12 protein-coding genes are annotated in these 10,876 nt (G+C 69.2%); 6 read left to right on the plus strand and 6 right to left on the minus strand.

What is annotated here, in order from left to right; all coding sequences use genetic code 11:
- Positions 1–95: 95 nt before the first annotated feature.
- Genes ACOZHM_RS16785 through ACOZHM_RS16795 form a run of 3 tightly spaced genes read right to left on the minus strand, consistent with a single transcriptional unit; the run spans position 96 to position 2,187 of the window.
- Complete coding sequence (locus tag ACOZHM_RS16785; protein WP_421570453.1) at positions 96–1,007, minus strand: histone deacetylase family protein; 912 nt, start codon at positions 1,005–1,007, stop codon at positions 96–98.
- 30 nt (positions 1,008–1,037) lie between these two features.
- Positions 1,038–1,592, minus strand: a complete 555-nt coding sequence (locus ACOZHM_RS16790) for a cob(I)yrinic acid a,c-diamide adenosyltransferase (protein ID WP_421570454.1) — start codon at positions 1,590–1,592, stop codon at positions 1,038–1,040.
- A 10-nt stretch (positions 1,593–1,602) separates the two neighbouring features.
- Positions 1,603–2,187, minus strand: coding sequence for a hypothetical protein (locus ACOZHM_RS16795; RefSeq protein WP_421570455.1), 585 nt, complete (start codon positions 2,185–2,187; stop codon positions 1,603–1,605).
- A gap of 109 nt (positions 2,188–2,296) precedes the next feature.
- On the opposite strand from ACOZHM_RS16795, the gene ubiH reads away from it, so the two are divergent.
- From ubiH to ACOZHM_RS16815, 4 genes are all read left to right on the plus strand, one after another.
- Positions 2,297–3,502 carry a 2-octaprenyl-6-methoxyphenyl hydroxylase gene (gene ubiH, locus ACOZHM_RS16800; RefSeq protein WP_421570456.1) on the plus strand — a complete coding sequence of 402 codons (1,206 nt, stop codon included), beginning with the start codon at positions 2,297–2,299 and terminating at the stop codon, positions 3,500–3,502.
- Positions 3,499–4,674: a UbiH/UbiF family hydroxylase gene (locus tag ACOZHM_RS16805; RefSeq protein WP_421570457.1), complete on the plus strand. Its 1,176-nt coding sequence runs from the start codon at positions 3,499–3,501 to the stop codon at positions 4,672–4,674. Before ubiH ends, ACOZHM_RS16805 begins: the two co-directional genes overlap by 4 nt.
- A 210-nt stretch (positions 4,675–4,884) precedes the next feature.
- Entirely contained in the window at positions 4,885–5,184 is a 300-nt protein-coding gene (locus tag ACOZHM_RS16810) for a hypothetical protein (protein ID WP_421570458.1), read from the plus strand.
- Positions 5,185–5,342: 158 nt separating this feature from the next.
- Positions 5,343–5,780, plus strand: a complete 438-nt coding sequence (locus ACOZHM_RS16815; RefSeq protein WP_421570459.1) for a hypothetical protein — start codon at positions 5,343–5,345, stop codon at positions 5,778–5,780.
- A gap of 45 nt (positions 5,781–5,825) precedes the next feature.
- Here ACOZHM_RS16815 and rlmM read toward each other — a convergent pair whose 3' ends face one another.
- The 3 genes from rlmM to ACOZHM_RS16830 form a co-directional block, all read right to left on the minus strand.
- Positions 5,826–6,872 carry a 23S rRNA (cytidine(2498)-2'-O)-methyltransferase RlmM gene (gene rlmM, locus ACOZHM_RS16820; protein ID WP_421570460.1) on the minus strand — a complete coding sequence of 349 codons (1,047 nt, stop codon included), beginning with the start codon at positions 6,870–6,872 and terminating at the stop codon, positions 5,826–5,828.
- Between the two features lie 24 nt (positions 6,873–6,896).
- Positions 6,897–7,457: a nucleoside deaminase gene (locus ACOZHM_RS16825; protein WP_421570461.1), complete on the minus strand. Its 561-nt coding sequence runs from the start codon at positions 7,455–7,457 to the stop codon at positions 6,897–6,899.
- A 175-nt stretch (positions 7,458–7,632) separates the two neighbouring features.
- A complete protein-coding gene (locus ACOZHM_RS16830) occupies positions 7,633–9,381 on the minus strand; it encodes a glutamine--tRNA ligase/YqeY domain fusion protein (protein ID WP_421570462.1) in 1,749 nt (582 codons plus the stop codon).
- 195 nt (positions 9,382–9,576) lie between these two features.
- Between ACOZHM_RS16830 and ACOZHM_RS16835 the strand changes: the two genes are divergently transcribed.
- Both ACOZHM_RS16835 and msrA read left to right on the plus strand, forming a co-directional pair.
- Positions 9,577–9,843: a DUF2007 domain-containing protein gene (locus ACOZHM_RS16835; protein ID WP_421570463.1), complete on the plus strand. Its 267-nt coding sequence runs from the start codon at positions 9,577–9,579 to the stop codon at positions 9,841–9,843.
- A 30-nt stretch (positions 9,844–9,873) separates the two neighbouring features.
- On the plus strand, positions 9,874–10,524 hold the full coding sequence (gene msrA, locus ACOZHM_RS16840) for a peptide-methionine (S)-S-oxide reductase MsrA (RefSeq protein WP_421570469.1): 651 nt from the start codon (positions 9,874–9,876) through the stop codon (positions 10,522–10,524).
- The last annotated feature ends 352 nt before the right edge of the window (positions 10,525–10,876 follow it).

The raw sequence follows: 10,876 nt of genomic DNA on the forward strand, positions 1-10,876 counted from the left end.
GCAATGAAGGCTTCTCGCGGAGAAGGGTTCAGGTTCATCCGGAGCACGGTAGTGCCGGGCTCTGCCCGGCAACCAACTCTCTGCCCGGCACCCCACTACAGCATCGCGCCCACGTGTGCGACCGAGCATTCGGCCAGCGCCTGCAGGTCGTAGCCGCCTTCCAGCATGGACACCATGCGGCCCCCGCCATGGCGCCGGGCCAGGGTCCGCAGCTCGCTGGTGATCCAGGCAAAATCATCGGTTTCCAGCATCAGGTCGGCCTGGGGATCGCGCAGGTGCGCGTCGAAACCGGCCGAGACCAGCAGCAGCTGCGGGCGGAAATCATCGATGGCCGGCAGCATTTCGTCGGCCCAGGTATTGCGGAAGCGGAAGCTGCCGCTGCCCGGCGGCAGCAGGATGTTGAGCAGGTTGCCGGCACCGCGGTCGCGGCGCAGCCCGGAGTTGGGGAACAAGCCGGCCTGGTGGGTGCTGTAGTACGCCACGCGCGGATCGGCCACGAAGATGTCCTGGGTGCCGTTGCCATGGTGCACGTCGAAATCGACCACCGCGATGCGTTCCAGCCCGTAGCGGTCGCGCGCATAGGCGGCGGCGATGGCGATGTTGTTGAACAGACAGAAGCCCATCGCCGTGGTTGCGGTGGCGTGGTGGCCGGGGGGGCGCACGGCGCAGAACGCGACCGGGTCCTCGCCCAGCATCACCGCATCGACCGCCGCCACGCCGGCGCCGGCGGCGTGCAGGGCGGCACTGGCCGAGCCCGGCGAGGTCAGGGTGTCCATGTCGATCAGGCGCAGCAGCTCGGTCTGCGGCGCCAGCACCTGGTCGATCAGTTCGCTGTCGTGGACCCGGGCCAGCTCGCCGAACTTGGCTGGCGGCGCCTGGCGCCAGTCCAGCTGGTCCGGCCAGGCCGCCTGCAGCGCGTCGAGTACGACCTGCAGGCGCTGCGGGCTTTCGGGGTGGCCGCGGCCGGGATCGTGTTGCAGACAGGCGGGATGGGTGAAAACCAGCATGCGGACAGGGTTCCGGGGCGGTAGGGCGGCTCAGCCGTGGCGGCGGGTGTGCTGCCAGAGCACTTCGCCGTGCCCATTGGCGCGGGCGAGCACGCGGGCCAGCACGAACAGCAGGTCGGAGAGCCGGTTGAGGTAGTGCAGCGCCTCGGCGCGTACCGGCTCGTGCCGGGCCAGGCTGACGGTCTCGCGTTCGGCGCGGCGCACGATGGTGCGCGCCAGGTGGCAACGCGCAGCGGCTTCGCCACCGGCCGGCAGGATGAATTCCTTCAACACGGGCAGGTCGGCGTTGTACCGGTCCAGCTGCTGTTCCAGCGCGGTCACGTCGGCGGCCTGGATCGCGGCGTGGCCGGGAATGCACAGCTCGCCACCCAGGTCGAACAACTGGTGCTGCACGGTGGTGAGCAGGGCGCGCACGTCCTCGGGCAGCGGCACGGCCAGCAGCACGCCCAGGGCGGCATTGGCCTCATCCACGGTGCCGAAGGCGTTCACCCGCAGCGCGTCCTTGGGCACGCGGCTGCCATCGCCCAGCCCGGTGCTGCCGTCGTCACCGGTGCGGGTATAGATGCGCGACAGCCGGTTGCCCATGCGGGGCGGCTCAGCGCAGCGCGTCGCGGCGGGCCTGCAGCAGCTTGACCCCCTGCTCGGCGGTCAACTGCAGCGCGGCTGCCAGGCCGACATAGATCGCGGCGGTGCGCAGGTAGGGCAGGAACCAGTCGGCGTAGTTCTTCAGCCAGCCGGCTGCGGTCGGCGCGGCAACCACATCGCTGGTCCAGTAGAAACCGCTCTGCGCGAACAGGTGGCATACCGCCACGGCCGCGATCAGCAGCGCCGCCGCCTTGCCCAGCGCGGCCCAGCTGGCGCTCTGGTAGCCCTTGCGGAGCAGCGCACCGCCGGCCCACAGGCTGAAGTAGGCCGGCACCAGCAGCGCGGTACCCGGCGAAACGCAGTAATGCTGCCAGTAGCCGATACCACTGGCGCGGATCACCAGCACGTCGATCACGATCGCCAGCACCATCAGCAGCGGGAAGGCCCAGCGCGTCCAGCTGCGCAGGTAGAAGCCGCCGATGAAGAACACGGCCCACGATGCGTCGGGGATCGCCGCGAAGTGATTGACCCGGCTGGCCGCCATCAGCAGCACGAGCACGAACAGAACGAAGGCGCGTTGGGCGTGGGTGGTCATGGCGTTGGCGATGGGAGTCCGGCATTCATTCTAGCGCCTGCGGCGGCGGGGCGCTGGCGGCCGCGCCGCGCTCATCTCCCGGTGGGCCGCACGCACTAGAATGGGCGGCATGAGTGAACGTCATGACGTAGTGATCGTGGGCGGCGGCCTGGTCGGTGCCAGCCTGGCCATCGCGCTGGACCGGGCCGGGCGCGATGTCGGCCTGGTGGAAGCCGCGCCGGCCGGCGCGCTGCCGCCGGTGTTCGACCAGCGCAACCTCAGCTTTGCCGCGGCCACGGTCAACGCACTGACCGCGTTGGGGGTGATGCCCCTGCTGGGATCGGCGGTGGGGCCGATCACCCGTATCCATGTCAGCCGCGCCGGCGATTTTGGCCGGGTGCAGCTGGACGCCGCGCAGTACCAGCGGCCCTGGTTCGGCCAGGTGGTGATGGCGCGCGACTTCGGCCAGGCGCTGGAGACCCGGCTGCAGTCGCTGCAGCACCTGACCCGCTACCGGCCGGCACGCTTCGTGCGGCTGGGGGCGACCGTGGACGGCCATCGCCAGGTGTTCATCGCCGACGACAGCGGCGAGCGCTGCCTGCTGGCACGGCTAGTGGTGGGCGCCGATGGCACCCGCAGCGCGGTGCGCGAGGCGCTCGGCATCGGCGTGGACGAGCATGATTTCCAGCAGACCCTGTTCGTGGCGCGGCTGCGCGCGGCGCGCGCGCCGGACGGCACGGCCTACGAGCGCTTCACCGACACCGGGCCGACCGCGCTGCTGCCGCGCGGGGACCGCCACTACGGCGCCGTGCACGGCGTCGCCCGCGACCAGGCCGACGCCGTGATGGCGCTGGACGAGGCGGCCTGGCTGCAGCGCCTGCAGTCGGCCATCGGCTGGCGTGCCGGCCGGCTGCTCGACAGCGGCCCGCGCAGTGCCTACCCGCTGGTGCAGGTGCTGGCCCGCGCGCTGGTCGGCGAACGCAGCGTGCTGCTGGGCAATGCCGCGCAGACCATCCATCCGCTCGGCGCGCAGGGCTTCAACCTGGGCCTGCGCGATGCGTTGACCCTGGCCGAACTGGTTGCCGAGGCCGACGACGCCGGCAGTGACGCCCTGTTGCAGGTGCACGTCGCGCGCCGCGACGAGGACCGCCGCCAGACCATCGCCTTCTCCGGCGGGCTGGCGCGGTTGACCAGCAATGCCGCGCCGCTGCTGCGCCCGCTGCGCAGCCTGGGCCTGCTGGCCGCGCAGGCCACGCCGATGCAGTCGATGCTGGTGGGCGGCGCGATGGGCTTCCGCGGCGACGTCCCGGCGCTGTGCCGTGGAGGGGGCGCATGAGCCGTCGCGCGCGTGATGTGACCGTGGTCGGCGGCGGCGTGGTCGGTGCCGCGTGCGCGCTGGCGCTGGCCGACGCCGGGTTGGAGGTGACCCTGGTGGAGGGGCGCGAGCCCCCGGCCTGGCAACCGCAGCAACCGGACCTGCGCGTGTACGCCTTCGCCCCGGACAACGCGCAGTTGCTGCGTACGCTGGGCGTGTGGCCGTCGATCATTGCCGCGCGCGCCTGTGCCTACCGGCGCATGCGGGTGTGGGATGCTGCCGGCGGCGACGAGCTGCGTTTCGACGCCGACACCCTGGGGCGCGAACAACTCGGCTGGATCATCGAGAACGACCTGCTGGTGGACCGCCTGTGGGCCGCCTTGCCGGCGGCGGGCGTGCAGGTCTGCTGCCCCGCGCGGGTGGACGCGCTGGAGCAGGATGCCGACGGCGTCCGCCTGCGCCTGGACGACGGCCGCCGGCTGGAGTCGGCGCTGGCCATTGCCGCCGATGGCGCCGATTCGACCCTGCGCCGGCTGGCGGGGCTGCAGGTGACGGCGCAGGCGTATGGCCAGCGCGGCGTGGTGGCTTATGTCGACAGCGAATACGACAACGAGGCCACGGCCTGGCAGCGTTTCCTGGTGACCGGGCCGCTGGCGGTGCTGCCCACCGGCACGCGCCGCAGTTCGATCGTGTGGACGCTGCCCGACGCCGAGGCCGAGCGCGTGCTCGCGCTGGACGAGGCCGCGTTCGGCGCGGAACTGACCCGCGCCTTCGCCGGCCGCCTGGGCGCGATGACCCTGGCCTCCCGGCGCGCCGCGTTCCCGCTGCGGCGCCAACTGGCCACGGGCTACGTGGCGGGCCGGGTGCTGACCCTGGGCGATGCGGCGCATGTGGTCCATCCGCTGGCCGGGCAGGGCGTGAACCTGGGGCTGCGCGACGTGGCGGCGCTGCATGCGCTGGTCCTGCGGGCGCAACAGCGCCGCCAGGACTGGGCGTCGCCAGACCGGCTGCAGCGCTGGGCACGCGAACGACGCAGCGACAACACCGTATCGGCGTACGGCTTCGACGCGATCAACACCGTGTTCTCCAACGACGAGATGCACCTGACCCTGGCCCGCGGGCGCGCGCTGGGCTGCGTGGGCAAGTGGCCGCCGCTGGTCTCGGCGCTGTGGAAGCGGGCGGCCGGGCTGTAAGCGCTGCCGCGCGGCGCATGATCGAAACATGGAAGCGGTGTTGGGTGGTCCGGTTGACGCTTGAGGAGTTAGCACCTCCGCCAGCGCTCCGGGATTTCGATGAAAACTGAATCAACCGCCCAACAACTGTTCCATAAATTGAAGTACTGCTGGCAACCCACTCCAAAGCGGGCCGCTCCATCGCAGTCACTGACAAAGGTGGTCGGTGACGTGGTCAGAAGCGTCGACAACACGCCACGCTCCACGCCGGCGCTGAAGGCGCAGAACGGGTTGCTGCGTTTCGTCAGGGCGGCGGAACTGGCCCAGCAGGACGCGTCGCAGCCCCTGCCGCACGACGCGCGCAAGCAGGCGTTCAAGGACATGCGCGTCCTTCAGCAGGGATTGAAGGTCGAACGCGACAAGGCCGGGCTGGTTCGTGGCCAGGTCGGAAGCAGCAACCACGCGCGTTACGAGGAACTCAAGGAACTCGCTCGGCAGGCCCGCACGGCAAAGCACCTGCTGAAGCCGTGAGCGTGGCCTGGGTGGAAGCTCACTGTCGCAATTCACCCGCAGTGATCGAAAACTGAAAGTGACGGCGTCTATGCGACCGGCAGACTGAGTACGCGTGGTCGATGCGGAACGGATGCATCGGCTGCGCCCCTTCGTCTTTCAGGACCCGCTGGAGTGCCATGACCCCGCCCATCAATCCTTCGAGAGCATTCCCCTCCTTCAGCGCCCTCTGGGACAAGCTGCGCACGGAAAAGCAGATCAAGGCTGCGGAAGCGACGGCCCAACGCATGGTCACCGCACCCGAGGAGGCCATCGGCCAGTTCGGGCAGTTGATCCACAGCGTGGAGAACGGCAGGCCGCACGGCGTCGGTTATGCCAGTGGGCCTGCGCTGGATGCGGGGAACAAGCTGCAGGCCTTCGTCCGCGAAGCCGCGATCAGCGGCCAGCCACCGTCGGAAGAGCGCTTCCGGCAGCAACTGGTCGACCTGGCGCACCTGGAGCGCGATTGGCGCAGGCAGCTGGACGGCGCACCCACGGACGAGGCCATCGAGGCGCTGCGCAACGTGCTGATGAAGGTGGACAACCTGCAGAAATTCGCTGGCCCTCGCGCAGACTGACGGCTGCTCAGGGCAGCAGCCAGCCGCGCGGCTGCCCCGGCTCCCTCACCGCCCGCTCCACGCCAGCACCGTGATCTCTTCGCGGTCGTGGTAGAGCTGCTTGGCGCGCAGGTGGAGCGGTCGTTCGGCCTGCGCTTCGAACAGCTCCAGGCACAGCCGGGTTTCGTCCCAGCGCTTCTTCATCGGCAGTTTGAGGTTGAAGATCGCATGCCGGCACCAGCCCTCGCGGAACCAGGTGGCCATGCGTTCGGCAACGCGGCGCGGCTGCTCGACCATGTCGCAGACCATCCAGTCCAGCGGGGTTTCCGGCTGCCAATGGAAGCCGTCAGCGCGCAGGTGTTCGACCAGACCGGTCTCCAGCACGTGCTCACGCAGCGGGCCGTTGTCCACGCTGACCACGCGCATGTGCTGGCGGGTGAGCACCCAGGTCCAGCCGCCGGGGGCGGCGCCCAGGTCGGCCGCGCGCATCCCGGGTTTGACCAGCTGCTCGCGTTCTTCCGGGCTCATCAGGGTGAGCAGCGCCTCGTCCAGCTTCAGCGCGGAGCGCGAGGGCGCGTCGGGCAGCAGCTTCAGGCGCGGGATGCCCAGCGCCCACGGCGCGCTGTCGCGGGTATCGGCGACGCAGACGAAGGCATGGCGACCACCCACGAACACAATGTGCAGGCGCGGCAGTGCGGTGTTGGGCTTGTCGGTCAGCAGGCCGGCCTTGCGCAGCGCCGGGCGCAGCGCATTGCCGAACGCACGTGCCAGCCCGGCCAGCGGCTTGCCTTCGTCCGAATCGGGGTGTTCCACCCACATGTCGCCGAACCGCTGCTGGCCCTGCAGGGCCGCGATGATCGGGGTGATGCGGTCGGCCGCATCCAGCTGCGGCAGCTCGGCCAGCACCACCAGCTTCTGGCGGGCGAAGATCAGCGAGCGCCACGGCAGGGCCTTGGACAGCGCGGCGCCTTCTTCGGTGGCGAACAGCACGTAGCCGTCGTTGCGCTGGGTGCGCGCATAGCCGGCGATGTTCGCGTAGGCGGCGCGCTCGGAGAGCTCACCCGCCAGTTCGGGTTCGAAACCCTGCCGGCACAGGCACAGAAGGCCGCTCATCGGCGCACGCCCGCGGCGTGGAAATCAGTAATGCGCACCGTTGGTTTCTCCGTACTGGCGCAGTACCGCGCGCGCTGCATCGCGCTCGATGTCGCGCACGACCTCGATGCCACGCTTGTTGAGTTCACCGATCCAGTCGGCCGGCAGCGGGCCTTCGTCGAACGGCGTGAGTTCTTCCACGTCCTGCGCGCTGGCGCCGATCAGCAGCCGGTCGATGCCCGCCCAGATGGTGGCGCCGTAGCACTGGCAGCAGGGCTGCGAGGAGGTCGCCAGGGTGACCGGCGACAGCACATCGTTCAGGCGCGGGGTCTGCAGGCGCTGCTGGGCCAGCATGTAGGCCATGTTCTCGGCATGTGCCAGCGAGGTGTTGTGCGGCACGACGCGGTTCACGCCCACGGCGATGATGCGGTCGTCCGGACCGAACACCACGGCGCCGAACGGGCCGCCGGTCTGCGCCTCGACATTCAGGCGCGACAGCTCGATGGCCAGGGCGACCTTGGCGGCGTCGCCGGGATAGGCGCGGCCCTGGTCGATCTGGTCGTGGATCCAGGCGGGCAGGGTGAGGTGGACTTGCGCGTACAGCATCGGGACGGAAACCTCTTCGTATTCGGGTGGGGCGGGCGCAGTGTATCGGGCCGGGCGTGGCGCTGCCGTGTCCGCGCTGAACGCGGGCACGCACGCGCAGCCGGCCAACCCTGCCTGAAGGCAGGGCGGCGCGCTGGTGGTGGCAGGGCCGGTGCCAGGCACCGGCCGGAACGGCTCAGGCCGACCAGGTATCGCGCAGGGTCACGCTGCGGTTGAACACCGGCGTGGTGGCGCGGTGGTCGCGACGGTCGGCGACGAAGTAGCCGGTGCGCTCGAACTGGAACGACTGCTCCGGTGCGGCGGTGGCCGCGGCCGGTTCGATGTAGCCGGTCACGGTGCGACGCGAGTCCGGGTTGAGGTAATCGCGGTAGGTCTTGCCCTCGGATTCGTCGTCCGGGTTGGGCACCGAGAACAGGCGGTCGTACAGGCGGATCTCGGCCGGCACCGCATGCACGGCGCTGACCCAGTGGATGGTGCCCTTGACCTTGCGGTTGGCGCCTTCCATGCCCGGACGCGATTCGGGGTCCAGCCAGCCGCGCAGTTCGGTGATGACACCGTCGGCGTCCTTGATGACCTCATCGCAGCGGATGATGCCGGCGCCGCGCAGGCGCACTTCGCCGCCCGTCACCAGCCGCTTCCAGCCCTTGGGCGGGATTTCGGCGAAGTCTTCGCGCTCGATCCACAGCTCACGCGCGAACGGAACCTCGCGGGTGCCGAACGCCTCGTCCTTGGGATGGTTGGAGAAGGTCAGGGTCTCTGCGTGGCCTTCAGGCAGGTTGGTCAGCACCAGCTTGACCGGGTCGATCACGGCCATGCGGCGCGCGGCGGCGCTGTCCAGGTCTTCGCGCAGCGCGCCTTCCAGCACGCTGAAGTCGATCATGGAATTCTGCTTGCTGATGCCCACGCGTTCGGCGAACAGGCGCATCGCGGCCGGGGTGTAGCCACGGCGGCGCAGGCCCTGCAGGGTCGGCATGCGCGGGTCTTCCCAGCCGTCGACCAGCTGTTCGGTGACCAGCGCCATCAGCTTGCGCTTGCTCATCACGGTGTAGTTGATGTTCAAGCGTGAGAATTCGATCTGGCGCGGCTTGGCGGCTTCGCGCGGCAGGCCGCGTTCAACCAGCGGCTGGGTGAGGGCATCGTTGTGCGCGAAGTCGACGTTGTCCACGCACCAGTCGTACAAGGGGCGGTGGTCTTCGAATTCGAGGGTGCACAGCGAATGGGTGATGCCTTCGATGGAATCGCCCAGGGCATGCGCGAAGTCATACATGGGGTAGATCGGCCAGGCATTGCCGGTGTTCTGGTGTTCGACATGCTTGATGCGGTACAGGGCCGGATCGCGCAGGTTGATGTTGCCGCTGGCCATGTCGATCTTGGCGCGCACGGTGCGGGCGCCATCGGGGAATTCGCCGGCGCGCATGCGCGCGAACAGGTCCAGGTTTTCGTCCACGCTGCGCTCGCGCCACGGCGAGGGGCGGCCCGGTTCGGTCAGGGTGCCGCGGTAGGCGCGCACTTCCTCGGCCGAGAGGTCACAGACATAGGCCTTGCCATCGCGGATCAGCTTTTCGGCGGCCAGGTAGTAGGCGTCGAAGTAATCGGAGGCATGGCGCAGCTCGTTCCACTCGAAGCCGAGCCAGCGCACGTCGTCCTGGATGGCGGCGACGTATTCGGGATCTTCCTTGGCCGGGTTGGTATCGTCGAAGCGCAGGTTGCACACGCCGCCGAACTCACCGGCGATGCCGAAGTTCAGGCAGATCGATTTGGCGTGGCCGATATGCAGGTAGCCGTTGGGCTCGGGCGGGAAGCGCGTCTTGATCGCGGCATGCTTGCCGGCGGCCAGGTCCTCGCGGACGATCTGACGGATGAAATCCCGCTTTTCGTGGGTTTCCGGAAGGGCGTCGGTGGGGATGGCAATAGGCTCGGACATGAGGCGAAGGCAGAAGGCAGAAAGATTGCCAGTCTAACGCGTCCCCAAGGGACGCGTTAGACGGTAGCCCCGGCCGTTGGCCGGAGCGCTTCGTTCCGGGGTCATGAACGCCTGACCCTCGGCGTCCGGCCAACGGCCGGGGCTACCGTCGGCTTCGGAGGCGTATGCTGGACCCATGCCTTCCGGAGCCCTCCCATGCACGTGATCTACCAGGCCGACAACCTGTTCGACGCCCATCTGGTCAAGCACGCGCTGGAAGCGGCGGGGATACCGGCGTTCGTGTTCGGAGAGTCGCTGCTGGGTGGTATGGGCGAGCTGCCGCTGTTCGGGGTCCTCCGGGTCTGCGTGCCCGACCTGGCCCGGCCGGAGGCCGAGCAGATCGTGGCCGGGCTGGACTTGGGCGGGCCCCACGACGACCCCATATGGGACGGTGACGAAAGCGCCGGCCTGTTGCCGGCCTAGGAGATCGCCATGTTGGGAATTGCCAAGGGCCTGTTGGGTATCGGTGCGTTCAAGCAGCGCCTGCCGCGGCCGGACGAGGCGTTGCCGGGCCGCGAACACGCGCTGCCGCTGCACAACCAGCATTACGTGAACAGCCACCCGCTCAAGGACGGTTTTGCCGGCCTGCAGCGCGTCCGCTTCGCGATGGGCTGCTTCTGGGGCGCCGAGCGCATGTTCTGGACGCTGCCGGGCGTGTATTCGACCTCGGTCGGCTATGCCGGTGGGTCGACCCCGAATCCGACGTATGAAGAAGTCTGTTCCGGCCTGACCGGGCACACGGAAATCGTGGAGGTGGTGTTCGATCCGGCGATCATCAGCCTGGCCGCGCTTCTTCAAGTGTTCTGGGAAAACCACGACCCGACCCAGGGCATGCGCCAGGGCAACGACACCGGCACCCAGTACCGGTCGGCGATCCACGCCACGTCGCAGGCCCAGCTCGACGCGGCGGTGGCCAGCCGGGATGCCTACCAGCAGCGCCTGACCGAGGCCGGGCTGGGGGCGATCACCACCGAGATCGAGTTCCCGGCACCGGAGTACTACTACGCCGAGGATTACCACCAGCAGTACCTGGCCAAGAACCCGAACGGCTACTGCGGCATCGGCGGCACCGGCGTGAGCTGCCCGATTGGGGTGGGAGCGTAAAGAGCGGTCCGTGGTGCCGGGCTCTGCCCGGCAGCTTCACGCATTTGGGCGAACAGCCGGTTGCCTGCCCATGGCCTGAGCTGGGCCGGCGGGTGCGGGTTTGCGGGACACGCCGTGAATCGCCCTCCGGGCCCCGGCCCAACCGCCAGCGGTTGTGCGTTCAGTCGCACGCGAGGCAGTGCCTCGCAAGCAGTGCGCCTTCACCCCTGGGGGCTCGTAGAAAACATCCATGTTTTCTGCGGTCCCGCAAACCCGCCCCCGCCGCCCCCCGACAGTTATTCGGTGGCCATGGGTAATCAAAGTCAACGGCGAAAGCGCCCTCTTTCTTTGCCGTACATTGAGAGATTGGGAG

The sequence above is a fragment of the Stenotrophomonas sp. PD6 genome, assembly GCF_049199305.1.
Lineage (GTDB): Bacteria > Pseudomonadota > Gammaproteobacteria > Xanthomonadales > Xanthomonadaceae > Stenotrophomonas.

What these genes read in the sequence shown, in the direction of transcription:
- ACOZHM_RS16785 (WP_421570453.1), bottom strand. Translation starts at nt 1,007, where the DNA reads ATGCTGGTTTTCACCCATCCCGCCTGTCTGCAACACGATCCCGGCCGC.
- ACOZHM_RS16790 (WP_421570454.1), bottom strand. Translation starts at nt 1,592, where the DNA reads ATGGGCAACCGGCTGTCGCGCATCTATACCCGCACCGGTGACGACGGC.
- ACOZHM_RS16795 (WP_421570455.1), bottom strand. Translation starts at nt 2,187, where the DNA reads ATGACCACCCACGCCCAACGCGCCTTCGTTCTGTTCGTGCTCGTGCTG.
- ubiH (WP_421570456.1), top strand. Translation starts at nt 2,297, where the DNA reads ATGAGTGAACGTCATGACGTAGTGATCGTGGGCGGCGGCCTGGTCGGT.
- ACOZHM_RS16805 (WP_421570457.1), top strand. Translation starts at nt 3,499, where the DNA reads ATGAGCCGTCGCGCGCGTGATGTGACCGTGGTCGGCGGCGGCGTGGTC.
- ACOZHM_RS16815 (WP_421570459.1), top strand. Translation starts at nt 5,343, where the DNA reads ATGACCCCGCCCATCAATCCTTCGAGAGCATTCCCCTCCTTCAGCGCC.
- rlmM (WP_421570460.1), bottom strand. Translation starts at nt 6,872, where the DNA reads ATGAGCGGCCTTCTGTGCCTGTGCCGGCAGGGTTTCGAACCCGAACTG.
- ACOZHM_RS16825 (WP_421570461.1), bottom strand. Translation starts at nt 7,457, where the DNA reads ATGCTGTACGCGCAAGTCCACCTCACCCTGCCCGCCTGGATCCACGAC.
- ACOZHM_RS16830 (WP_421570462.1), bottom strand. Translation starts at nt 9,381, where the DNA reads ATGTCCGAGCCTATTGCCATCCCCACCGACGCCCTTCCGGAAACCCAC.
- ACOZHM_RS16835 (WP_421570463.1), top strand. Translation starts at nt 9,577, where the DNA reads ATGCACGTGATCTACCAGGCCGACAACCTGTTCGACGCCCATCTGGTC.